The 22,789-nt window shown below is 72.2% G+C and carries 20 protein-coding genes; 13 read left to right on the forward strand and 7 right to left on the reverse strand.

From position 1 onward, the window contains the following. Positions 1-18 precede the first annotated feature (18 nt). Positions 19-780: a phosphoglyceromutase gene (locus tag ACZ3ZD_RS00470; RefSeq protein ID WP_467391967.1), complete on the reverse strand. Its 762-nt coding sequence runs from the start codon at positions 778-780 to the stop codon at positions 19-21. A gap of 194 nt (positions 781-974) precedes the next feature. Here ACZ3ZD_RS00470 and ACZ3ZD_RS00475 point away from each other — a divergent pair, with 194 nt between their 5' ends. The 4 genes from ACZ3ZD_RS00475 (at position 975) to ACZ3ZD_RS00490 (ending at position 7,244) form a co-directional block, all read left to right on the forward strand. Then, positions 975-2,669: a stealth family protein gene (locus ACZ3ZD_RS00475; protein WP_467391969.1), complete on the forward strand. Its 1,695-nt coding sequence runs from the start codon at positions 975-977 to the stop codon at positions 2,667-2,669. A 12-nt stretch (positions 2,670-2,681) separates the two neighbouring features. Next, on the forward strand, positions 2,682-4,817 hold the full coding sequence (locus ACZ3ZD_RS00480) for a stealth family protein (protein WP_467391971.1): 2,136 nt from the start codon (positions 2,682-2,684) through the stop codon (positions 4,815-4,817). A 156-nt stretch (positions 4,818-4,973) separates the two neighbouring features. Continuing rightward, positions 4,974-6,269 (forward strand): MDR family MFS transporter, encoded by a 1,296-nt coding sequence (locus ACZ3ZD_RS00485; RefSeq protein ID WP_467391973.1) that lies wholly within the window; start codon positions 4,974-4,976, stop codon positions 6,267-6,269. A gap of 162 nt (positions 6,270-6,431) precedes the next feature. Then, positions 6,432-7,244: a GAF and ANTAR domain-containing protein gene (locus tag ACZ3ZD_RS00490; RefSeq protein ID WP_467391975.1), complete on the forward strand. Its 813-nt coding sequence runs from the start codon at positions 6,432-6,434 to the stop codon at positions 7,242-7,244. A 41-nt stretch (positions 7,245-7,285) separates the two neighbouring features. Here ACZ3ZD_RS00490 and ACZ3ZD_RS00495 read toward each other — a convergent pair whose 3' ends face one another. Beyond that, a complete protein-coding gene (locus tag ACZ3ZD_RS00495; RefSeq protein ID WP_467391977.1) occupies positions 7,286-7,534 on the reverse strand; it encodes an SCO4226 family nickel-binding protein in 249 nt (82 codons plus the stop codon). A 483-nt stretch (positions 7,535-8,017) separates the two neighbouring features. Next, complete coding sequence (gene phoU, locus ACZ3ZD_RS00500) at positions 8,018-8,707, reverse strand: phosphate signaling complex protein PhoU (RefSeq protein WP_467391979.1); 690 nt, start codon at positions 8,705-8,707, stop codon at positions 8,018-8,020. Between the two features lie 180 nt (positions 8,708-8,887). Between phoU and phoR the strand changes: the two genes are divergently transcribed. After that, positions 8,888-10,135 carry a two-component system sensor histidine kinase PhoR gene (phoR, locus tag ACZ3ZD_RS00505; RefSeq protein ID WP_467391981.1) on the forward strand — a complete coding sequence of 416 codons (1,248 nt, stop codon included), beginning with the start codon at positions 8,888-8,890 and terminating at the stop codon, positions 10,133-10,135. Between the two features lie 5 nt (positions 10,136-10,140). Then, positions 10,141-10,812 (forward strand): two-component system response regulator PhoP, encoded by a 672-nt coding sequence (gene phoP, locus ACZ3ZD_RS00510; RefSeq protein WP_467267396.1) that lies wholly within the window; start codon positions 10,141-10,143, stop codon positions 10,810-10,812. 913 nt (positions 10,813-11,725) lie between these two features. Here the strand turns inward: phoP and ACZ3ZD_RS00515 are convergent. Next, positions 11,726-12,406 (reverse strand): copper chaperone PCu(A)C domain-containing protein, encoded by a 681-nt coding sequence (locus ACZ3ZD_RS00515; RefSeq protein ID WP_467391983.1) that lies wholly within the window; start codon positions 12,404-12,406, stop codon positions 11,726-11,728. A 624-nt stretch (positions 12,407-13,030) separates the two neighbouring features. On the opposite strand from ACZ3ZD_RS00515, the gene ACZ3ZD_RS00520 reads away from it, so the two are divergent. From ACZ3ZD_RS00520 to ACZ3ZD_RS00550, 7 genes are all read left to right on the forward strand, one after another. Continuing rightward, on the forward strand, positions 13,031-13,513 hold the full coding sequence (locus tag ACZ3ZD_RS00520; protein WP_003953493.1) for a CarD family transcriptional regulator: 483 nt from the start codon (positions 13,031-13,033) through the stop codon (positions 13,511-13,513). A 278-nt stretch (positions 13,514-13,791) separates the two neighbouring features. Next, a complete protein-coding gene (ispD, locus tag ACZ3ZD_RS00525) occupies positions 13,792-14,544 on the forward strand; it encodes a 2-C-methyl-D-erythritol 4-phosphate cytidylyltransferase (RefSeq protein WP_467391985.1) in 753 nt (250 codons plus the stop codon). Next, positions 14,534-15,031, forward strand: a complete 498-nt coding sequence (gene ispF, locus ACZ3ZD_RS00530; RefSeq protein WP_467391987.1) for a 2-C-methyl-D-erythritol 2,4-cyclodiphosphate synthase — start codon at positions 14,534-14,536, stop codon at positions 15,029-15,031. The genes ispD and ispF overlap by 11 nt, the downstream gene beginning before the upstream one ends. Before the next feature lie 57 nt (positions 15,032-15,088). Next, positions 15,089-15,493: a PPOX class F420-dependent oxidoreductase gene (locus tag ACZ3ZD_RS00535; RefSeq protein WP_467391989.1), complete on the forward strand. Its 405-nt coding sequence runs from the start codon at positions 15,089-15,091 to the stop codon at positions 15,491-15,493. Positions 15,494-15,595: 102 nt separating this feature from the next. Further along, complete coding sequence (gene cysS / locus ACZ3ZD_RS00540; RefSeq protein WP_467391991.1) at positions 15,596-16,999, forward strand: cysteine--tRNA ligase; 1,404 nt, start codon at positions 15,596-15,598, stop codon at positions 16,997-16,999. Positions 17,000-17,097: 98 nt separating this feature from the next. After that, positions 17,098-18,039: a 23S rRNA (guanosine(2251)-2'-O)-methyltransferase RlmB gene (gene rlmB, locus ACZ3ZD_RS00545; RefSeq protein WP_467391993.1), complete on the forward strand. Its 942-nt coding sequence runs from the start codon at positions 17,098-17,100 to the stop codon at positions 18,037-18,039. A gap of 149 nt (positions 18,040-18,188) precedes the next feature. Continuing rightward, positions 18,189-19,865 carry a DoxX family protein gene (locus ACZ3ZD_RS00550; protein WP_467391995.1) on the forward strand — a complete coding sequence of 559 codons (1,677 nt, stop codon included), beginning with the start codon at positions 18,189-18,191 and terminating at the stop codon, positions 19,863-19,865. 94 nt (positions 19,866-19,959) lie between these two features. On the opposite strand, the gene ACZ3ZD_RS00555 is transcribed toward ACZ3ZD_RS00550, so the two are convergent. The 3 genes from ACZ3ZD_RS00555 to msiK form a co-directional block, all read right to left on the reverse strand. Beyond that, positions 19,960-20,691, reverse strand: coding sequence for a nucleotidyltransferase family protein (locus ACZ3ZD_RS00555; RefSeq protein WP_467391997.1), 732 nt, complete (start codon positions 20,689-20,691; stop codon positions 19,960-19,962). Positions 20,692-20,819: 128 nt separating this feature from the next. Then, entirely contained in the window at positions 20,820-21,281 is a 462-nt protein-coding gene (locus ACZ3ZD_RS00560) for a hypothetical protein (protein WP_467391999.1), read from the reverse strand. Positions 21,282-21,474: 193 nt separating this feature from the next. Beyond that, entirely contained in the window at positions 21,475-22,611 is a 1,137-nt protein-coding gene (gene msiK, locus ACZ3ZD_RS00565; RefSeq protein ID WP_467392001.1) for a diacetylchitobiose ABC transporter ATP-binding protein MsiK, read from the reverse strand. Positions 22,612-22,789 lie beyond the last annotated feature (178 nt).

A 22,789-nucleotide genomic window follows, 5' to 3' on the forward strand; every position in this document is an offset into this window, starting at 1 on the left:
GGGCTTGATCGTGGTGCGTTACTTCTTCTTGCCCTGGTTCTTGACCGCCTCGATCGCCGCCGCGGCCGCCTCCGGGTCGAGGTACGTGCCGCCCGGGGTGAGCGGCTTGAAGTCGGCGTCCAGTTCGTAGGAGAGGGGGATGCCGGTCGGGATGTTCAGGCCCGCGATGTCGGCGTCGGAGATGCCGTCCAGGTGCTTGACCAGGGCGCGCAGGCTGTTGCCGTGGGCGGCGACGAGGACCGTGCGGCCGGTCAGCAGGTCGGGGACGATGGCGTCGTACCAGTAGGGGAGCATCCGGATGACGACGTCCTTCAGGCACTCCGTGCGCGGGCGCAGCTCCGGCGGGATGGAGGCGTAGCGGGCGTCGTGCGCCTGGGAGAACTCGGAGTCGTCCGACAGCGGCGGGGGCGGGGTGTCGTACGAGCGGCGCCAGAGCATGAACTGCTCCTCGCCGAACTCGGCCAGCGTCGCCGCCTTGTCCTTGCCCTGGAGGGCGCCGTAGTGCCGTTCGTTCAGGCGCCAGGAGCGGTGGACGGGGATCCAGTGGCGGTCCGCGGCCTCCAGGGCCAGCTGGGCCGTGCGGATCGCGCGCTTCTGGAGGGACGTGTGGACCACGTCGGGCAGGAGGTCGGCGTCCTTCAGCAGTTCGCCACCGCGGACCGCCTCCTTCTCGCCCTTCTCGTTCAGGTTGACGTCCACCCAGCCGGTGAACAGGTTCTTCGCGTTCCACTCGCTCTCGCCGTGGCGGAGGAGGATCAGCTTGTACGGTGCGTCGGCCATGGTGTCGAGCCTACCTAAGGGGGTCCCCGAGGGGTCCGGCGCGCGGGCGGCATAGCACGGCCGTACAAGAGCCGGCTTCGAGTGTGTCGCACGTCCCACTAAGTTTCGGTTAATTCTCGTACAACCATTCGCCACGTCCGTGTGTCTGCTTATCGCCAGGAAGGTTGTGGGGGACAGGAAGAGGAGCACAGAACGTGACCGTGCGTTCCTTTGCGCGGCGGATACGACCGCGAGTCGAGCGGAAGGCCGCCGAGCGGGTGTGGCAGCTCCGCACCATGCGCCGGCGCCGCAAGGCCGCGGTCACCGATCCGGTGCTGCGCCCGGTCGCGGTGCGCGGCCAGCAGTTCTACGGCCGGGTCGTGGACCGGTTCACCGCCGCCGAGGCGGCCGCCTCCAACCTGGACCTGGTGCTCGGCGCGCTGGAGCAGGAGGGGATCGCCTACTTCCTGGTGTCGTCCCGGGCCCGCTACACCGTCGGCGTGAACGCCGTGGACCGGGAGCGGCTGATCACCGCCCTGGAGACGCGGCTCGCGGGTACGGCCGTGTTCATCGGCCGGCCGCTGCCCGGCGGCCAGCTCAAGCACCCCGCCCTGTTCCTGGACGGCGTCCTGCCCGCCGCCCTGCGCACCGCCCCCGTGCTGCGTGTCGGCGAGAACCACCTCGGCCCCGCCGGCCAGCTGCTCGCCGGCCCGGAGCTGGCCTGTGACGTGGAGTTCTGGGAGGACGGCGGCCAGCTGCTGGCCTCCGCCGACGGGCCCCGCCGGCTGGCCAAGGTGCAGCCGCAGGCGTCGGAGGACATCTTCGCCGAGTCGCTCGTCACGCCCCGCAACAACGGGATCACGGACGTGCTGCCGGTCAGCGAGCAGAAGCCGGTCACCGTGCGGGTCGGCGAGCGCGAGCTGCCCAGCTTCGCCCCGCTGACGCTGCCCACCGTGAACCAGGTGACCTTCCCCGTCGACGTCGTCTACACCTGGGTGGACGGCGAGGAGCCGGCGATGCGGCTCAAGCGGGCCCGGTACCAGGAGCACGGCATGGCCGAGATCCTGGACAAGGAGACCAACGCCTCCCGCTACACCAGCCACGACGAGCTGAAGTACTCGCTGCGCTCGCTCGCGATGTACGCCGACTTCATCCGGCACATCTACATCGTGACCGACGGCCAGAAGCCGCACTGGCTGGACGACACCGCCCCCGGGATCACGGTCGTCGACCACCGCGACATCTTCCCGGCGGACGTGCTGCCCGTCTTCAACTCGCACGCCATCGAGACCCGGCTGCACCACATCCCGGGCCTGTCCGAGCAGTACCTCTACTTCAACGACGACGTCTTCGTCGGCCGCCGGGTCACCCCGGAGCACTTCTTCTTCGGCAGCGGCCTGATGAAGATCCCGGTGTCGCCGCTGAAGATCGGCGTCGGCAAGCCGCACGCCGAGGAGACCGCCACCAACTCCGCCAGCAAGAACGTACGGCGGCTGCTGCTGGAGAAGTTCGGGCGGATGACCACGAACAACTTCATGCACACCCCGCTGCCGCAGCAGCGCGGCACCCTGCTGGCGCTGGAGGAGCTGTTCGCGCAGGACATCCGGCGCACCACCGCGTCCCGGTTCCGCTCGCCGCAGGACATCGCCATGACCGCGCCGCTGCTCTACCAGTACGCGCTCATGACCGGCCAGGGCGTCCCCGGCAAGTTCAACTTCCGGTACGTGAACATCAGCCGGCCGGACGCCGAGCGCCGCCTGGCCGACCTGCGCCGCAACCGCCGCTTCGACTTCTTCTGCCTGAACGACGTCGACGTGCCGCCGGAGGAGCGGGAGCAGGTCAGCGTGCGGATGCACGAGTTCCTGGAGAACTACTTCCCCTTCCCGAGCCCCTTCGAGAAGCAGAGCTGACGGGCCGCTGCCATGGCCATCGACATCCGTCACCGTCTCGCGGCGCCGACGCCGGGACTGCGGGCCGTCCGGGACCTCCTGGTGCGCCTGCGGCTGTGGCTGTCGGCCCGCCTGTGGGGGCTGCGCGTCGCCCCGGCCCGCCGTCGGCTGCGCGCCGCCGTCCCGGGACTGCGCCGGGTCGCCTTCGGGCCGGTACGGCTGTACGGGCGTACGGTCGCCGGCTACACCGCGGCGCAGGCCGCCGCCGCCGACCTGGAGCAGGTGTGTGCCCTGCTGGAGTCGGCGGGCGTGCCGTACTTCCTGGTCCCCGCCGAGCAGGGGCCCGGGGTGCCGCGGCCGGTGGTCGGGGTGGCGGAGTCGTACCGTGGCGCGCTCCTCGCCCGGGCGGGGCAGCACTTCGCGCGCAGCGCCGTGTACGTCGGTGCGGTGGGGGCCGACGGCGCGGTGACGAGCGCGGTGCACTGGGCCGACGGCAGGCTGCCGCGGGCGCTGCGCGCGGCGCCGGTGCTGCGGTCCGGGCTGGTGCGGCTGGGGCCCGGCGGGCAGGTGCTCGGCGGCCTGGAGGCGGGCTGCGACATCGAGTTCTGGCGGTACGGGCGTGAGCTGGGCACGGACCCGGCGCACCTGACGGTGCCGGGGACCCGCCTGCAGGACGACTTCGGTCCGGCCCTGGTCGCCCCGCGCCGCAACGCCGTGTCCGAGGTGCTCCCGACGGACTCCTGGCAGCCGGCCGCGCAGGGCCCGGGCGCGGCGCAGGCTCCGGGTGCGATGCCGGCTCCGGGCGCGGCGCGACAGGTCCCGGGTGCGGCGCAGGGCCCGGACCCGCGTACGGCACTGGACCCGCGTACGGCACCGGTAGCTCCTTCGGCACAGGACCCGCGTACGGCACCGGAAGCTCCTTCGGCACTCGACCCGCGTACGGCACTGGACCCGCGTACGGCACAGGAACCCCGTACGGCACAGGACCGCGCCCTGGCCGCGTTGCCCGAGCAGCGGCGCCCGGAGCCGGAGGCGGGAGCGGGGGCGGAGACGGTGACCGAGGTCGTCGGAGCCCGCCGAGCCCTCCCCACGTTCGCCGCCTTCGCCGAGCCCGGGATCGACCAGGTCTGCTTCCCCGTCGACGCCGTGTACACCTGGGTCGACGGGGACGACCCGGTGATGGCCGTGAAGCGCCGGGCGCACCAGGCGCTCTCCGAGAACGTCATCGCCCCGCGCGAGACCGGCGCCTCCCGCTACACCAGCCACGACGAGCTGAAGTACGCGCTGCGGTCGCTGGAGATGTACGCCGGTTTCATCCGGAACGTCTATCTGGTCACCGACTCGCAGACACCGTCCTGGCTGGACCCGGACGCGGCGGGCCTGACCGTGGTCGACCACCGGGACATCCTCCCGGCCGACGCGCTGCCCGTCTTCAACTCGCACGCGATAGAGAGCCGGCTGCACCACATACCCGGCCTCTCCGAGCACTACCTCTACTTCAACGACGACGTCTTCATCAACCGCCCGGTGCGCGCCGAGCACTTCTTCCACGGCAACGGCATCGCCCGCATCCCGCTGTCCCCGCTCAAGCTGGGCGTCGGCGCCCCGCACCCGCTGGAGCCGGCGCCGAACTCGGCCGGGAAGAACGCCCGCGAGGTGATCCGGCGCTTCCACGGCAGGTACGCCACGCACAAGTCGCTGCACACCCCGCACCCCCAACTGCTGTCGGTCATGCGGGAGATGGAGAGCGCCGGCATCGAGGAGCTGGAACGGACGTCGTACTCGCGCTTCCGGTCCACCACCGACGTCGCCCCCGCGTCCACGCTGCACCACCACTGGGCGATCGCGACGGGCCGGGCGGTGCCGGCCGAGTACAGCTTCCGTTACGTCCAGTTGGGCACCCCCGACATGCGACGCCGCCTGGCGCGTCTCGCGGCCGGTGAGGACGTGGACTTCTTCTGCCTCAACGACGTGGACACCGCCCCCGCGGACCGGGCGGCGGCGCAGACGGCGATCCGCGCCTTCCTGGAGCGGAAGTACCCGTTCCCGAGCCGCTTCGAGCGGGCGCCGCGGACCCCGTCGTACCCGGCCGCGGGACGGGAGGCGCCCGCGCGGCGCCGCGCCTCCCGACGCACGTCCGCCCGCGGCCCGATGGACGCCGTGTGCTGATGGGGTGGCACCCCTGATGGCGCGGCACAGCTGATGGGGCGGCACAGCCGACCGGGCGGCACCGCTAATTGGGTGGCGCCGCCGTGATCCCCGTTTGTAAGTTGTGCCTGCCCTAGGGGCCGCTTACACACAGCTTGCGAACGTGGGGGATCCTCGATGTCACCAGCCCGAGTGAGACATGCCGTCCGCGAATCCGTCTCCGGGCTGCCCCCCGCGTTCTGGTGGCTGTGGACCAGCACCCTCGTCAACCGACTGGGCGCGTTCGTGGCCACGTTCATGGCGCTCTACCTCACCCTCGACCGCGGGTACTCGGCCTCGTACGCCGGTCTCGTCGCCTCCCTGCACGGGCTCGGCGGGGTCGTCTCCTCGCTGGCCGGCGGGGTGATGGCCGACCGGCTCGGCAGGCGCCCCACGCTGCTCCTCGCGCAGACCGCCACGGCCGTCTCCGTCGCGCTGCTCGGCTTCGTGACCGACCCGGCCACCATCGCCGGCGTCGCCTTCCTCGTGGGCATGGCCTCCAACGCCTCCCGGCCGGCCGTGCAGGCGATGATGGCCGACATCGTCCGCCCCGAGGACCGGGTGCGGGCCTTCTCCCTCAACTACTGGGCGATCAACCTCGGCTTCGCGGTCTCCTCCATGGCCGCGGGCTTCATCGCCGAGGTCAGCTACCGCGCCGGCTTCCTGATCGAGGCCGGGATGACCCTGGCCTGCGCGGTCGTCGTCCTCGCGAAGCTGCCCGAGTCGCGGCCCGCGCCCGCGGCCAGGCAGACGGAGGCGGCGGTCGGCCTCGGCACGGTGCTGCGGGACGGGCGGTACATGGCCGTCGTCGGGCTGTCCTTCCTCGTCGCCCTGGTCTTCCAGCAGGGTTCGGTCGGACTGCCGGTCGCCATGGGACGGGCCGGGTTCTCACCCGCCGACTACGGCCTGGCCATCGCCGTCAACGGCGTCCTGATCGTCGCCCTGCAGCTCCCCGTCACCCGGTTCATCGAGCACCGCGACCCGCGCACCCTGCTGGTCGTCTCCTCGATCCTCGCGGGTTACGGCTTCGGGCTCACCGCCTTCGCCGGCTCGGTCGGCGTCTTCATGCTCACCGTGTGCGTGTGGACCCTCGCCGAGATCGTCAACGCCCCCACCCAGACGGGCCTGGTCGTCCGCCTCTCCCCGCTCCACGGCCGCGGCCGCTACCAGGGCGTCTACACCCTCTCCTGGTCCGTCGCCGCGCTCGTCGCCCCGCTGATGTCCGGCGCGGTCATCGACCGCCTCGGCGCGGACTGGCTGTGGGGCATGTGCGCGGCCGTCGGAACGGCGGCGGGACTCGGCTACGGCGTCCTCATGCGCCACCTGCCCCAGGAACAACCGGCACCGGGCCGGACGGAGACGGGGCCGGAGACGGAGGCGGGGCCGGAGACGGAGGCGGGGCCGGCTCCGGGCGCGGAGGTCCGGACGGCGTAGGGCCGAACGGGAGGCCGCCGGGCGATGGCGACGCTCACCGCTTCGCCCGCGTTTTTGCCGCCTGTCCGCCGGTTACTTCCGTCGTCCTGGGAACCCGACACCCGTATACGTACGCGCGTGGATCACCTGCTCGACAACTGAGCTGCGGCGGGGGTGATGAGCATGCCGCCCGAGAAGTCCGGGCCGTCCGCCGGCGGTGGCGGCCCGCCCGACGCCGAGGTACGGCTGCGGGTCCGGGAGACGCTGGACGCCGCCGCCCGGGGTGCCGACGACCCACGGGCGGTGCCCAGCGCGCTGTGCGCCGCGTGCGTGCGGCTGCTGCCGGTCACCGGGTCCTCCGTGTCGATCTCCGGCGGCACCGGCGTCCGCGTGACCTGGTGTGCCAGCGACCGGGTCGCCGCGCGGCTGGCGGAGCTGCAGTACACCCTCGGGGACGGCCCCTGCCAGGACGCCCTCGACCGGGGTGCGCCGGTCTTCGCGGCCGACCTCACCCGGGGCCACGACGCCCGCCGCTGGCCGATCTTCGCGCACGAGGCGGTGGCGTTCGGCGTCCGCGCGGTGTTCTCCCTGCCGCTCGGCGTCACCGGCACCGCGATCGGCACGCTCGATCTCTACAGCGAGCAGGCGGGCGGTCTCGCCGCGCCCGATCTGCGGGTCGCGCTGTGGGTACGGGACGCGGTCACCTTCGCGCTCATGAACCTCCACGACACCGCCTGCGGCGGCGGCACGGACGAGGACGCGGAGAACGCGGTGGCGTCCTGGGTGGCCGCCTCCGAGGCCGACCACACCGAGGTGTACCAGGCCGTCGGCATGGTGATGGTGCAGTTGGACGTCGACTCCGAGCAGGCCCTGGACCGGCTGCGCGCCCGCGCCTACGCCGACGGCCGCACGGTCAGCCAACTGGCCCGGGAGGTACTGTCCCGCCGCCTCAGCTTCCGCCCGGAGCCGCACGACGGCGACCCGGCCTGGCCGTGACCCTCTCACCGGCCGTGATCCTCTCACCGGCGGTTCTGCTCTCACGCCTCCAGCGGTACCGGATGGACCTCGTCCGCGCGGTGGCCGGCGCGTTCGTGGACGCGCTGGACCGCCTCGGCCGAGGGGGCGTCGGAGAGGCAGTAGACGGTGCCGGACTCCGGGTCCGCCCAGGCGTGCTCGAAGTGCACGGACTCGTCCTTCTCGATGGCGAGGTCGGCCCGGTGCGCCTCCATCAGCTGGTCGGCCGTGATGCCCTGCATGCCGCGGTGTATGTCCATGAACTTGCCCATGGCCCTACACCTCCTGTTCTCGCTCACGTCCATGGTGCGCCCGCCGGGCGGGAGGGGCATCCGGGACGGCGAAGGGCCGGTGCGAACCCCGTTCACACCGGCCCGGTGTCGTTCAGCCGCACTGACACGGATTGCCCGACTGGCACCCGCATCCGCATCCGGAGCCGCAACCGCACGCGCCGAACAACGGAAGGCTCCTGATCTCGGCGGGCTGCTCGGTCTCGCGCTCCTGCGTGGGATCGGGCGTGGTACTGGGCGATTCGGCCATGGACCCTCCTAGACCTCGGGCAGGGATGCCCTCACCTATTCCATGCCCATTCCCCCGGGCGCATCAACGGCGCACGGAGGCGTTCCGGCCCCACGCCCTCGCCCCCCGACGCCCCCACCTCCCCTCCCGGGGCCCCGAGCCGTCGCGGCGGCCGGCGCCCCGCCTTCCCTCCTGAGGGGGCCCGAGCCGGCTGGACCCCCGCGCCCCCGGAGGGGCTACGCGCCGTCGGCCCCCGTCGTCGGCTGGATGTCCTGCTGGAGTTCGTCCGCGTGTTCGCCGGTGACCAGGTAGACGACGCGCTTGGCGACGGCCACGGCGTGGTCGGCGTACCGCTCGTAGTAGCGGCCCAGGAGGGTGACGTCCACGGCCGTCTCGATGCCGTGCTTCCAGCGGTCGTCGATCAGGTGCTGGAAGAGGGTGCGGTGCAGCAGGTCCATCTCGTCGTCGTCCTGCTCCAGCTGGAGCGCGAGGTCGACGTCCTTGGTGATGATGACCTCCGCGGCCTTCGCCATCAGGCGCTGCGCGAGCTGGCCCATCTCCAGGAGCGTGGCGTGCAGGTCGTGCGGGACCGCCCGATTCGGGAAGCGCAGCCGCGCCAGCTTGGCCACGTGCTGGGCGAGGTCGCCGGACCGCTCCAGGTCGGCGGACATCCGCAGCGACGTGACGACGATCCGCAGGTCCGTCGCCACCGGCTGCTGCCGGGCCAGCAGTGCTATCGCCCGGGCCTCCAGGTCGTGCTGGAGCTGGTCGACCTTCTGGTCGGCCTCGATCACGCTCTCCGCCAGCTTCAGGTCGGCGTCCAGCATGGCCGTCGTGGCGCGCCCGATCGCCGAGCCGACCAGCCGGGCCATCTCCACCAGTCCGTCGCCGATCGAGTCCAGTTCCTCGTGGTACGCGTCCCGCATCAGGGTTCCCTCTCATAGGCGTGCTTGGTCCCCACGCTCCCACGTTCCGTCCCGCACGCGTCTGTTTCCGCCACCCCGAATGAACCAGCACTGGCTGCAAGGTGAACTCTGGGCGACGAGTGTTCGAGGTCGCACCTCGACGGCTGTGGGCATGTCGTACCCCGTGCCTAACCTGGAGACATGGACGTGAACGCGGCGGTCGCCGCAGCGGCAGCGATCGCCGGGGTGCTCACCGGTGTCATCGCCGTCCTGGCGTTCCGCTGGAGCGAACGCGACCTCAAGCGACCCACCAGGACTTCCTTGCACACCGACCCCGTACTCCCCCCCGGCGTGGACACCGTGCTCTCGGTGCTGCGCTCCTCCGCCGTCGTCCTCGACGAGGCCGACGCCGTGGTCAAGGCCAGCTCCGCCGCCTACGCCCTCGGGCTGGTCCGCGGTGGCAAGCTCGCCGTCGAACCCATGCTCCAGATGGCCCGGGACACCAGACGGGACGGGGAGATACGGCAGGTCGAGCTGGACCTGCCCCGGCGCGGCACCGGACGCGGCGAGGCGCTGGCCGTCTCCGCCCGCGTGGCCCCGCTCGGCTCCCGCCTGGTCCTGCTGCTGGTCGAGGACCTCACGGAGGCCCGCCGTATCGAGGCGGTGCGACGCGACTTCGTGGCGAACGTCAGCCATGAGCTGAAGACGCCCGTCGGCGCGCTCTCCCTCCTCTCCGAGGCCGTCATGGACGCCTCCGACGACCCCGAGGCCGTACAGCGCTTCGCGGGCCGCATGCAGATCGAGGCGACCCGGCTGACCAACCTGGTCCAGGAGCTGATCGACCTCTCCCGGGTGCAGAACGACGACCCGCTGGAGGACGCCGAGCCGGTCGGGGTGGAGGAGCTGGTCGCCGAGGCCATCGACCGCTGCCGGCACCAGGCGGGCACCAAGCAGATCACCATCGCCGCCGGAGGCGCGGCCGACCTGCACGTCTGGGGCAACCGGGGGCAGCTGGCCGCCGCCCTCGGCAACCTGGTCGAGAACGCCGTCAACTACTCCCCGGCCCGCACCCGGGTGGGCATAGCCGCCCGCCGGGTGGCCGCGCCCGGCGGTGACATGATCGAGCTGGCCGTGACCGACCAGGGCATCGGCATCTCGGAGAAGGACAAGGAGCGGGTCTTCGAGCGCTTCTACCGCGTCGACCCGGCCCGCTCGCGGGCCACCGGCGGCACCGGCCTGGGTCTCGCCATCGTCAAGCACGTGGTCGCCTCGCACGGCGGGGAGGTCACGGTCTGGAGCGCCGAAGGCCAGGGCTCCACCTTCACCCTCAGGCTGCCGGAGGCGGGCGCGGCCCGCGACCGCGCACAGCAGCACCCGGACCTCGAAGACGAGGCCGGCACCGATTCATCCCCGTACGAACCGCTTCCCGCCCCGGAGGTCCTTCCGTGACCCGAGTGCTCGTCGTCGAGGACGAGGAGTCCTTCTCCGACGCCCTGTCGTACATGCTCCGCAAGGAGGGCTTCGAGGTCGCCGTCGCGGCGACCGGCCCCGACGGCCTGGACGAGTTCGAGCGCAACGGCGCCGACCTGGTCCTGCTCGATCTGATGCTGCCGGGTCTGCCCGGCACGGAGGTCTGCCGACAGCTGCGCGGTCGCTCCAACGTTCCCGTGATCATGGTCACGGCCAAGGACAGCGAGATCGACAAGGTGGTCGGTCTGGAGATAGGAGCCGACGACTACGTCACCAAGCCGTTCTCCTCACGCGAGCTGGTCGCCCGTATCCGCGCGGTGCTGCGCCGGCGCGGCGAGCCGGAGGAGGTCACCCCGGCCGCGCTGGAGGCGGGCCCGGTCCGCATGGACGTCGACCGGCACGTGGTGACCGTCGCCGGTGCCAAGGTCGACCTCCCGCTGAAGGAGTTCGACCTGCTGGAGATGCTGCTGCGCAACGCGGGCCGGGTGCTCACCCGTATGCAGCTCATCGACCGCGTCTGGGGCGCCGACTACGTGGGCGACACCAAGACCCTCGACGTCCACGTCAAGCGCCTCCGCGCCAAGATCGAACCCGACCCGGGCGCCCCCCGCTACCTGGTGACGGTCCGCGGCCTGGGCTACAAGTTCGAACCGTAAACCCGTCGGCCTGACCGCCCTCCGCCGTGAGCTGCGCCGCGTGGACACGGCCGCCGTGCGCTGTCCCGCGCGGCTGCGGTGGCCGTGATGCACGCCGCGCGGCTACGGCCGCCGTGGCCATACCGCGTGCAGACGGCCGGCCCCAGGCCGTCTCCACGGGTCCCCACCGGTCCCCATGGTCCCCACGGGCACAACGCCGGTAGGCCGTACCGCCTGGCCACGGCGGCCAAGGCCCTCCGCCTGGACACGACCACCGTGGTCATACCGCGTGGAGACGGCCGGCCAGGGGCCTCCGCCCGGCTACGACCCCCGTGGCCGGGCCGCCTGGAGGCAGCCGCCGCAGGCCCCCCCGCCCGGGCATGACCGCCACAGGCCGCACCGCCTCGATACGGTCTCCCCGAACCGTCCGCCCGGCACGACCGCGAGAGGCCGTCTGCCTGGCTCCGACCGCCACAGGCCGATCCCCGGGCCACGACCGCCGTGCGACGCACTCTCCGGCACGACCGCCGCAGGCCCCGGGGCACGACCGCCACAGGCCGTCACCCGGACACGACCGCCGTGCGACGCACTCTCCGGCACCATCCCCGCACGCCGCACCGCCGGGCCACGACCCGCACGTGCCGCACCGCCGGGCCACGACCCGCACGTGCCGCACCGCCGGGCCGCGACCCCCACGTGCCGCACCGCCGGGCCGCGACCCCCACGTGCCGCACCGCCGGGCCACGGCCCCCACGCACACCGCCGGGCCACGCCCCCCACGCGCCCCCCCGGACACCCCTCCCGCGCAGGACCCCCGAACACACCCCCCGCGCGCCGCACCCCGAACACACCCCCCGCGCCCCGCCCCCACAAACACCCGAGGGCGGCCCCCCGCAGGGGTGCCGCCCTCAAGGACAGCCGCTCGGGGCGGTCGTCAGTGGCTCGTGGCCGACTGGGAGGCCGAGTCGGACGGAGTGGCCGACTGGGACTTGCTGGCCGACGGGGACGCGCTCGACGAGGAGCTCGCCCCGTGGGTCTTGGCCGGCTTGCCGGACGGCGTGGTACCCGGGGCGCCGCTGCTCGCGGAGGCCGACGGCGACGGGATCTGCGAGGGGCCCCACTGGTCGAAGTAGCTGGTGGCCGGGACCACGAAGGCGCGCAAGCTCACCTTGCCGGTCTTGCTGAAGGTGAAGGTGATCTGCTGGGCGTTGCCGTCCTGGACGGCCTCGCGGCCGCTGGGCAGCGACGCGGCGGCGTTGCCCTTGCCGCCGAGGACGAGCGAGCCGCCCGCCGGGACGGTCAGGCTCTGGCCCTTGGCCGGCTTCAGCTCGGCGGACGTACCGCTGCCGTCCACGGTGACCGACTGGAGCGTCTGGTCGGTGCGGCCGGCGTTGAACAGGGTCGCGGAGATCACGGCCGGCCCGCTCGCGTGCAGGTCGGGCTGGGTGATGACCAGGGCGTTCTGGATCTTGATGTCGCCCACACTGGTCGCCGCGTTGTCCGGCTTGATCTCCAGGGTCTGCGAGTCGTTTCCGGCGCCGCAGGCGGCGAGCGAGGCGATCGAGAAGACGATGGCGGAGGCGGCGAGGGCGCCGCGTCGAAGGCTGCTGCTCACGGCGGCGGCAACTCCTTGAACGCGCGGACGGCCTCTCTGAATAAAGCCGCCCTAAGGGTCTGTCAGCGGCCTTAGGTTACCGAGCCGTTCCCGGGCGCTCGCACCCGACCCTCCCCGAGCCCCGGGCTTCCCTCCAGGTGGGGGTACCTCGGGGGCCCGGGTGTCTCCCGGGTCACATTGCCCGGCCGTCCGTCCGTCTTTCACATAACGCGCACGTGAACCCCCGCAACACGCCTCCGACGCGCCCCGCACTTTTTCTGTGAAGGAATGCGTGACCTTCCCGATATTGATCACGGCGCGCCCGCCCGGCGGTCGTTGATCAATTCCGGATTCGGCTCACATCCGCCTCCGGTCACCGAACGGAGTAGCGGAAGTCGTACGCTTGAGACCGGACATATCGGGATGTTCCGCCACTTGGAACCGGCTCCGGAGGTGTGTAACGTACGCGTTTCACCCCGCCCGGACAGCCCCTCCCACCTGCGAATACCCGCTTCCGGAGGCCCGTCGCAGCACGTCCCGGTTGCTGTTGTCAAGCCCCGAGATATGCCCTGACCTGCGAAAACGCCATTCAGAAGACGCCGTATCCGTGTTACCCTGGATAGCCACGGAAGGGGTACCTGTCACATGACGTTCAAGGTTGGCGACACCGTGGTCTATCCCCATCACGGGGCCGCGCTGATCGAGGCCATCGAAACTCGTCAGATCAAAGGCGTGGACAAGACCTACTTGGTGCTGAAGGTCGCCCAGGGTGACCTCACGGTGCGTGTGCCAGCGGACAATGCGGAGTTCGTCGGCGTGCGTGATGTGGTCGGTCAGGACGGGCTCGACCGGGTCTTCGAGGTGCTGCGCGCGCCGTATGCCGAGGAGCCCACGAACTGGTCCCGTCGCTACAAGGCAAACCTGGAGAAGCTCGCCTCCGGCGATGTCATCAAGGTCGCCGAGGTCGTGCGCGACCTGTGGCGTCGTGAGCGCGAGCGCGGACTGTCCGCCGGTGAGAAGCGCATGCTCGCCAAGGCCCGCCAGATTCTGGTGAGCGAGCTGGCTCTCGCGGAGAACACCAACGAGGACAAGGCCGAGGCCCTGCTCGACGAGGTGCTCGCCTCCTGACGCGCAGCGGCAGCGAACCTTCGCTTCCGTCACGCTCAGCACAGTGAAATGCCGCGGTGCCCGATGACACTGATCCTGTCGCCGGGCGCTGCGGCATGTTCGTCCCCGCAGCGGGTGCTCTTCGGGAAAGCCTGCGGAACGCCCCCCGATACTTGAGATGCCGGGCCCGGGCGGATGGCTCGACCAGGGTCACGGAAAGGGTCCGGTCAAGGCGTCGCGCCCGGCACTCCTCCAGGCCATACCCACGTAGGTCGAGCACACAAACCTGACAGGATCCGATGTCTGACGAATCACGTCCTACGCCCGCGCAGACCCCCGTCGCCGCCGTGATTCCCGCCGCCGGCCGGGGCGTACGGCTCGGCCCGGGCGCCCCCAAGGCGCTCCGCGCGCTGAACGGCACCCCCATGCTGATCCACGCGATCCGCGCCCTCGCCGCCTCCCGGCACGTCTCGCTGGTGATCGTCGTAGCGCCGCCGGAGGGCGCCGCCGACGTCAAGTCGCTGCTCGACGCGCACGCGCTGCCCGACCGGACCGACTTCCTGGTCGTCCCCGGCGGGGAGACCCGCCAGGAATCGGTCCGGCTCGGCCTGGAGGCGCTGCCCCCGCAGTACGGGATCGTGCTCGTCCACGACGCGGCCCGGCCCCTCGTCCCGGTCGACACCGTCGACGCGGTCATCGAGGCCGTACGCGACGGCGCGCGCGCCGTGGTGCCCGCGCTGCCGCTGGCCGACACGGTCAAGGAGGTCGCGCCCGCGGCCGTGGCCGGCGAGCCCGAACCGGTCGTCGCCACCCCCGAGCGGTCCCGGCTGCGCGCCGTGCAGACCCCGCAGGGCTTCGACCGGGCGACCCTCATCCGCGCACACGAGAGAGTCACCGGGAACGTCACCGACGACGCCGGCATGGTGGAGCAGCTGGGGGAGCCGGTCGTGGCCGTCCCCGGACACGAGGAGGCCTTCAAGGTCACCCGCCCGCTCGACCTGGTCCTCGCCGAGGCGGTGCTGGCGCGCAGGAGGCTCAACGATGGCTTCTGAGGCGGGACTCGTGCTGCCGCAGGTCGGGATCGGCACCGACATCCACGCCTTCGAGGAGGGCCGCGAGCTGTGGTGCGCGGGCCTGAGGTGGGAGGGCGAGGGGCCCGGTCTGGCCGGCCACTCGGACGCCGACGTGGTCGCGCACGCCGCCTGCAACGCCCTCTTCTCCGCCGCCGGGCTCGGTGACCTCGGGCAGCACTTCGGCACCGGCCGCCCCGAGTGGTCGGGCGCCTCGGGGACCACCCTGCTCACCGAGGCCGCCCGGATCGTCCGCGCGGCGGGCTTCACCATCGGCAACGTCGCCGTCCAGGTGATCGGCCCCCGCCCGAAGATCGGCAGGCGGCGGGACGAGGCCCAGAAGATCCTGTCCGAGGCGGCGGGCGCGCCCGTCTCCGTCTCCGGCGCCACGACGGACGGCCTCGGATTCCCGGGCCGCGACGAGGGGTTGATGGCGGTGGCGACGGCACTCGTGGTGCGGGTGAGCTGACGGCGTGCGAGGGTACCCTCACGATCACCAGTGATCCCTGGACTCCGGAGGGTACCCATGTCCGCCGCACTGTCCGACCGCCTGAAGTCCGTGCTCGACGGCAAGGTGTTCATCGTCGTCGGCACCACCCAGCCCGACGGCAGCCCGCAGCTGTCCCCGGTGTGGGTGCTGCGCGACGGCGACGACCTCCTGTTCTCCACCACGGTCGACCGCCGCAAGTACCTCAACCTGGAGCGCGACCCCCGGGTGAGCGTCGCCGTCCTCAACCCCGACGAGCCCTACGAGTACGCCGAGATCCGCGGCACCGCCGAGATGACGACCGACGGCGGCCCGGAACTCATCGACCGGCTCAGCCGCAAGTACACCGGCAAGGACTACGCCGACTTCAACCCCGCCGCCGCCCAGGACGCCCAGCGCGTGGTGGTCCGCATCCGCCCGCGCAAGGTCGTCGGGAGGCTGTGAGAGGGGACCGTCGCCGACGAGGGGGCGGCCGCGCGGACGGCGCCCCGCCCCCGGGGGGCGGGAAGGGGCGTGGCACTGCCCGGGGCCCACTACTCTGGAGTGGTGACGATTCGCCTGTACGACACCAGCGCCCGGCAGATCCGTGACTTCACCCCGCTCGAGCCGGGCTGTGTCTCGATCTACCTGTGTGGCGCCACCGTGCAGGCCGCCCCCCACATCGGCCACATCCGGTCGGGCCTGAACTTCGACATCATGCGCCGCTGGTTCGAGTACCGCGGCTACCGCGTGACGTTCATCCGCAACGTCACCGACATCGACGACAAGATCATCGCCAAGAGCCACGAGCAGAACCGCCCCTGGTGGTCGATCGGGTACGACAACGAGCGCGCCTTCAACGAGGGCTACACCGCCCTCGGCTGCCTCCCGCCGACCTACGAGCCCCGCGCCACCGGCCACATCACCGAGATGACCGAGATGATGCAGGGCCTCATCGAGCGCGGTCACGCCTACGAGGCCGACGGCAACGTCTACTTCGACGTACGGTCCTTCCCGCGCTACCTCGAACTGTCCCGGCAGGAACTGGACAACCTGCTCCAGCCGTCCGGCGAGGGCGAGACCGGCAAGCGGGACCCGCGCGACTTCGCCCTGTGGAAGTCCGCCAAGCCCGGCGAGCCGACCTGGCCGACCCCCTGGGGACCCGGGCGCCCCGGCTGGCACCTGGAGTGCTCCGCCATGGCGCACAAGTACCTGGGCAGCGCCTTCGACATCCACGGCGGCGGACTCGACCTGATCTTCCCGCACCACGAGAACGAGATCGCCCAGGCCAAGGCCTACGGCGACGACTTCGCCCGGTACTGGGTGCACAACGCCTGGGTCACCATGGCCGGCGACAAGATGTCCAAGTCGCTCGGCAACAGCGTCCTGGTCAGCGAGATGGTCAAGCACTGGCGCCCGGTCGTGCTCCGCTACTACCTGGGCACCCCGCACTACCGCTCGATGATCGAGTACAGCGAGGAGTCGCTGCGCGAGGCGGAGGCCGCGTTCGCACGGATCGAGGGCTTCGTCCAGCGGGTCACCGAGCTGGCCGGCAAGACCGTCGACCCGGCCGCCGAGGTCCCGCCCGCCTTCGCCGAGGCGATGGACGACGACCTGGGCGTCCCGCAGGCCCTCGCCGTGGTGCACACCACCGTCCGGCAGGGCAACAGCGCGCTGGCCGCCGACGACAAGGAAGCCGCCGTGGCCCGGCTCGCCGAGGTGCGGGCCATGCTCGGCGTCCTCGGCCTCGACCCGCTCGACCCGCACTGGGCCGGCGACTCCGGCGACGCGGGCGAGGACCTGAACGCCGTGGTCGACAGCCTCGTACGCCTCGTCCTCGACCAGCGCGAGTCCGCCCGCGCCCGCAAGGACTGGGCCACCGCCGACGCCATCCGCGACCAGCTCAAGCAGTCCGGGCTGGCCATCGAGGACGGCCCGCAGGGCCCGCGCTGGAGCCTCGGGCCGCGCTGATCCCGTTTCGATCCGGTGATCGATTGTGCCGCCCGGCCCTCCGGGCGGCACACTGCATAGACGTACGTATCCGCACGCACCACGAAGACAGGTAGGTCATGGCCGCGAACAACCGTCGCATGTCCGGCAAGAAGGGCGCGCAGGTCGGCAGTGGCGGCCAGCGGCGCAAGGGTCTCGAGGGCCGGGGGCCGACCCCGCCGGCCGAGATGCGCAAGGGCCACAAGAAGAACCGCATCGCCAACGCCAAGGCGAAGCAGGCCGTGCGCCGCCCGGTGGCCCGCGGCCGCGGCGGCAGGTCCGCCTCCGAGCTGGTCGTCGGCCGCAACCCGGTCGTCGAGGCGCTGCGCGAGGGCGTGCCCGCCTCGACGCTCTACGTCCAGCAGTTCATCGACAACGACGAGCGCGTCCGCGAGGCCCTCCAGCTCGCCGCCGAGCGCGGCGGCATCAATCTCATGGAGGCCCCGCGCCCCGAGCTGGACCGCATGACCAACGGCCTGAACCACCAGGGCCTGGTCCTCCAGGTCCCGCCGTACGAGTACGCGCACCCGGAGGACCTGCTCGACGCCGCCGCCGACGAGGGCGCGGACCCGCTGGTCGTCGCCCTGGACGGGGTCACCGACCCGCGCAACCTCGGCGCCGTCGTCCGCTCCGTCTCCGCGTTCGGCGGCCACGGCGTGGTCGTCCCCGAGCGCCGCTCGGCCGGCATGACCGCCGGCGCCTGGAAGACCTCCGCCGGTACGGCCGCCCGTACGCCGGTCGCCCGTGCCACCAACCTCACCCGTGCCCTGGAGGCCTACAAGAAGGCCGGCCTCACGGTGGTCGGCCTGGCGGCGGACGGCGAGGCCGAGCTGGGCGACCTCCAGGCCCTCGAAGGGCCGGTCGTCATCGTCGTCGGCAGCGAGGGCAAGGGCCTGTCCCGGCTGGTCGGCGAGACCTGCGACCACCGCGTGCGCATCCCGATGCCGGGCGGCGCGGAGTCCCTCAACGCCGGTGTCGCCGCGGGCATCGTGCTGTACGAGGCAGCGCGCCGGCGCGGCTGACGGACGTTCCGGACGGGTGGAACACCCGTCCGGAAGTCCACCTTTGCGGGGGAAATCGGCCGTCCCTGTGGCGTTCGAGGCCGCTTTGACGGGGTCCGGACACATCCGCCCGGTCAAAGCAGTGTCCTAACGCCACGTCACTCGGTTAGATGAGTGTGGACACCAGAACACCCCGCACACCCACGGGGGACCGCTCGTCGGGATTCGACGACGCTCCCGCGCTGAGCATGGTGAAGGTGCCGAGCGATCCGGCGCAGGTCATCGTCAATCACGCCAGCTTCCGCGTGCAGTTGGGCGCGACGGCCAAGCGCACCCAATCCCCGCGGATCGCCCGGCACCTGAACGCCGGCCAGGACGCCGCCCGGATGCCCGCCGTGGGCACGGCGGCCCGGCCCGGCGCCACCGGCCGCCGCCGCCCGGTCGTGTGGAGCGGCAAGTCCGCCCCCGACGACACCGGCGCCCACCGGCTCCTCCAGGCCGTGCGGGGCAGCAGCGTCCGCCACGCCGACGAGTCCGAGACCGGCGCCACCCAGGTCATCCCGCGCCTGCAGACCGGCTACGCCGACACCTACGACCAGCTCGACCAGACCGTCGAGACCCCCGTCGTCGGCCACCAGCGCACCGCCCCCGACGCCGACGGCACCCGCCTGCTGCCCCACATGCGCACGGTCTCCGGCGCCTACGACGACGCGCCCTACCCCGACGCCGGCCACGAGCCCTACGACGGCTACGGGCCCTACGACGGCTACGCCGAACCGGCCGGCCCCGGCCACGACGGCCCGCGCACCGCCCGGCGCCAGAGCGACGACCCCGCCCGGCACGCCTACTACCCCGGCCGCCGGCTCAACCTCGGCGTCGTCCTCCTCCCGCTGCGCGTCTTCCTCGGCTTCATCTCCTGCTACGCCGGCATGGGCAAGCTGTGCGACCCCGTCTACTTCGACGGCGGCAAACGCGGCTCCATGGTCAAGTGGCTCGACACCCTGCACCCCTGGGACGTCGCCGAACCGCTGCGCCAGTTCGCCCTGCACCACCCCGTCGGCTCCGGCCTGGTCATCGCCTTCCTCCAGGTCGTCGTCGGCGTCCTGACCATCCTCGGCTGCTGGCAGCGCGTCACCGCGGTCGTCGGCGCCCTGCTCTCCGCCGCGCTGATCGTCACCGTCAGCTGGAAGACCGTCCCGGCCTACGACGCCCCGGACATCATCTACCTCGCCGCCTGGTCCCCGCTGATCATCGCCGGCGCCCCCGTCTACTCCGTGGACGGCCGCCTCGCGGGCAGCGCCTGGCGCCGGCTCGGCCCCCGCGCCGACATCTGGGACCTGCGCCGCTTCGTCCTGCGCCGTGGCGCGCTGATCACGGTCGTCACGGTCGGCCTGACCCTGCTGGTCGGCTCCCTGCTGGGCGGCGCGGTCCGCGACTCCAGCCGCGTGGTCGTCCCCGGCCCCGGCGAGGCGCCCCGCAACCACCTCCCCGGCTCCCCGCTCCCGCAGCAGCCCGGCCAGCGGCACAAGAGGACCCCGGCGGCCTCCACCTCGCCGACGGGCGGTGCCACGGCCGGCGCGAGCCCCTCCCAGTCGGCGACCACCCCGGGCACCGGCCGCAGCACCGCCGGCGCCACCGCCACCACCCCCACCCAGAGCCAGGGCACCACGGGCCAGGTCCCGCCCCGCCACACCTCCCCGACGGGCGGCGCCCCGAGCACGACGGCCGGCCCGACGAGCACCGGCGGCACCGGCACCGGCGGCTCGACCACCTCGGGCGGCACGTCCTCGGGCGGCAGCAGCACGCACACGGGCCAGCCGGGCCTGGTGGGCGGTCTGCTGGGCTGACCGGACGGAACGACGGCGAAGGGCCCCGCACCGGGAACGGTGCGGGGCCCTTCGCCACGGGGGGCTGCTCACGGGGACCGGCGCACGGGGGGGGCTAGCGCCCCAGAGCCGCCAACTCCCTGGCCGCCTCCGTCAGGTCCTTCGCGGTGTCGATCGCCCGCCAGTAGGCGCCCTGCGGAATGGGGAAGCCGGCCAGCTTCTTCTCCCGGGCCAACCGCGGGAACGTGGTCCGCTCGTGATCCCCCCGCTCGGGCAGCAGAGAGGCGAACCGGGGCGAGAACACGTACACACCGGCGTTGATCTCGAACGTCGACGGCGGCGCCTCGATGAAGTCGGTGATGTGCCCGAACCCGTCGGTCTTCACCGCGCCCCACGGGATGCGCGGCCGGGCCAGCGCCAGGGTGGCCACCGCGTCCCGCTCGGTGTGGAAGTCGGCCATGTCACGCAGCGAGAACCGGGTCCAGATGTCCCCGTTGGTGGCGTACCAGGGCCGGTCGGGGTGCGGCAGACGCGCCGCTGCGTACCGCAGACCACCACCGCGGCCGAGCGGCTCGCTCTCCACGACGGTGGTGACGGACACGGGCAGGTCGGCCGAGTCCAGCCACTTCTGCAGGACGTCGGCGAGGTGGCCGCAGGAGACCACCACGTCCGTCACGCCCTCCTCGGCGAGCCAGGTGAGCTGGTGGCCGATGATCGGAGTGCCCGTGCCGGGGATCTCGACCATCGGCTTGGGCCGGTCGTCGGTGTACGGACGCAACCGTGAGCCCTGGCCACCGGCCAGGACCACGGCTTGAGTGGGGCGCGACGCGGCGTTCGGATGGGTCATGCCCGCACTGTACGTGGCCCCCCACGGCCACGCGGAGACGGCAACGCGCTCCTTGACCGGCCGTTACCTACTCAAGGAGCGCCGTTGCCGAAGTGAGGGAGGCCGCGTCGCCGGGTTCCCACCGGGACTCAGCTGTGCGCGGCCAGGACGCCCGAGGCGAAGGCCGTGTCGCACACCGGGCGGGCGTACGACTGGGCGCGCGAGGCGCCGTAGATGCGCACCGCCGCCTGGCCGAGGGCGCGGGCGATGGAGGAGCAGTGCCGGGCCAGCGACGGACGGCCGTTGACGGCCTGCTGGAGGTGGGTGAGGACCACCCCCGGGTTCTTGTTCTGCAGCTCGGTCATCAACTGGTCGCGGAGCACGTCCTGCGGGGCGCGGGAGACCGTCCTGGCGGAGATCGCCGCCGCCGAGACGTCGGAGGCGGCCAGCACCGAGCTGGAGGGACTCCCCGTCCAGTTGACCCGGGTGACCGCGAGGGTCCCGGAGAGCACCAGGACGACGGGCAGGACGAGGGCGAGAGTGCGGCCGATCCGGCGGGCAGGGCCGCCCCGGTGGCCGCTTCGCGTCTGAGGGGTGGTGGAGTGCTTCACGCGTGTGAGGGTAGCGCCCGGTAATGACGCGCGGACATTCCGTCACTCTTACGGGGGATGAGAACGCGCCCCTTTCTGGGTAACGGATTGACGTCCGCCGCCCTGGAGGGCCACGGCACCGCGACCGTGCGGGGCCGCACGGGAAGGGCCCCGCACGCAGAGCGCGCGGGGCCCTTGCCGATGCCGGGGACCGTCAGTCGGACAGCCGCTCGCCGGTGGAGGTGGAGAAGACGTGGGTCTCGCCCGGCCGCGGCACGACGTGCAGCGTGGCGCCCTTCTCCGGCACGGCACGGCTGTTGACGCGGACGACCAGGTCCTTCGTCTCGCCGCCGACCTCGACGGTGCCGTAGACGTAACCGTCGGCGCCGGTCTCCTCGACCACGTTCACCGAGACGGCGAGACCGGCCGGGGCGTCCGCGCTGTCCTTCGACAGGGTCGCGGCGGCACCGCCGCCCAGCTCGACCACGTCGAAGTGCTCGGGACGCACGCCGACGGTCACCGTACGGTCACCCTTGTCGGCGGCTGCCTTCAGGGCCTCCCGGTTGACGGGGACGACGCTGTTGCCGAACTTCACGCCGCCGTCGGCGATCGGCACCTCGATCAGGTTCATGGCGGGGGAGCCGATGAAGCCGGCGACGAAGAGGTTCGCGGGCTTGTCGTACATGTTCCGCGGCGAGTCCACCTGCTGGAGGAGACCGTCCTTGAGCACGGCCACCCGGTCGCCCATCGTCATGGCCTCGACCTGGTCGTGGGTGACGTAGACGGTGGTGATGCCGAGCCGGCGCTGGAGCGAGGCGATCTGGGTCCGCGTGGACACACGGAGCTTGGCGTCCAGGTTGGACAGCGGCTCGTCCATCAGGAACACCTGCGGCTCACGCACGATCGCGCGGCCCATGGCGACACGCTGGCGCTGACCGCCGGAGAGCGCCTTCGGCTTGCGGTCCAGGTACTCGGTGAGGTCGAGGATCTTCGCGGCCTCCTCGACCTTCTGCCGGATCTCCGCCTTGTTGACGCCGGCGATCTTGAGCGCGAAGCCCATGTTGTCGGCGACCGTCATGTGCGGGTAGAGGGCGTAGTTCTGGAACACCATGGCGATGTCCCGGTCCTTGGGCGGCAGGTGCGTGACGTCGCGGTCACCGATGCGGATCGCGCCGCCGTTGACGTCTTCCAGGCCCGCGAGCATCCGCAGCGAGGTGGACTTGCCGCAACCCGACGGTCCGACCAGGACGAGGAACTCGCCGTCCTCGATCGCGATGTCGAGAGCGTCGACGGCGGGCTTGGTGGAACCCGGGTAGATCCGGGTCGCCTTGTCGAACGTGACTGTGGCCATGGTGATGGGCCCCCTTCTACCGGCAGGAACGTGCCGGACGATCCGTTGTAGGAAGGTGGTTGGTGTAGTCCACCGCGGTGGACTGGGTCAGGACGGTACCCGGCCCCCACCGGCCGTGTCAGCACTTCGGCCCCGGTGAACTTCGCGGAAGTTCTCGAGCGGGGCGGAGCACCGCACG

The sequence above is a fragment of the Streptomyces sp. NPDC023481 genome (assembly GCF_055560195.1).

Excerpts from the sequence above, each read along its gene's own strand:
- ACZ3ZD_RS00470 (WP_467391967.1), bottom strand. The coding sequence starts at position 780 with ATGGCCGACGCACCGTACAAGCTGATCCTCCTCCGCCACGGCGAGAGC.
- ACZ3ZD_RS00480 (WP_467391971.1), top strand. The coding sequence starts at position 2,682 with ATGGCCATCGACATCCGTCACCGTCTCGCGGCGCCGACGCCGGGACTG.
- ACZ3ZD_RS00485 (WP_467391973.1), top strand. The coding sequence starts at position 4,974 with ATGTCACCAGCCCGAGTGAGACATGCCGTCCGCGAATCCGTCTCCGGG.
- ACZ3ZD_RS00490 (WP_467391975.1), top strand. The coding sequence starts at position 6,432 with ATGCCGCCCGAGAAGTCCGGGCCGTCCGCCGGCGGTGGCGGCCCGCCC.
- ACZ3ZD_RS00495 (WP_467391977.1), bottom strand. The coding sequence starts at position 7,534 with ATGGGCAAGTTCATGGACATACACCGCGGCATGCAGGGCATCACGGCC.
- phoU (WP_467391979.1), bottom strand. The coding sequence starts at position 8,707 with ATGCGGGACGCGTACCACGAGGAACTGGACTCGATCGGCGACGGACTG.
- phoR (WP_467391981.1), top strand. The coding sequence starts at position 8,888 with ATGGACGTGAACGCGGCGGTCGCCGCAGCGGCAGCGATCGCCGGGGTG.
- ACZ3ZD_RS00520 (WP_003953493.1), top strand. The coding sequence starts at position 13,031 with ATGACGTTCAAGGTTGGCGACACCGTGGTCTATCCCCATCACGGGGCC.
- ispD (WP_467391985.1), top strand. The coding sequence starts at position 13,792 with ATGTCTGACGAATCACGTCCTACGCCCGCGCAGACCCCCGTCGCCGCC.
- ispF (WP_467391987.1), top strand. The coding sequence starts at position 14,534 with ATGGCTTCTGAGGCGGGACTCGTGCTGCCGCAGGTCGGGATCGGCACC.
- ACZ3ZD_RS00535 (WP_467391989.1), top strand. The coding sequence starts at position 15,089 with ATGTCCGCCGCACTGTCCGACCGCCTGAAGTCCGTGCTCGACGGCAAG.
- rlmB (WP_467391993.1), top strand. The coding sequence starts at position 17,098 with ATGGCCGCGAACAACCGTCGCATGTCCGGCAAGAAGGGCGCGCAGGTC.
- ACZ3ZD_RS00550 (WP_467391995.1), top strand. The coding sequence starts at position 18,189 with ATGAGTGTGGACACCAGAACACCCCGCACACCCACGGGGGACCGCTCG.
- ACZ3ZD_RS00555 (WP_467391997.1), bottom strand. The coding sequence starts at position 20,691 with ATGACCCATCCGAACGCCGCGTCGCGCCCCACTCAAGCCGTGGTCCTG.
- msiK (WP_467392001.1), bottom strand. The coding sequence starts at position 22,611 with ATGGCCACAGTCACGTTCGACAAGGCGACCCGGATCTACCCGGGTTCC.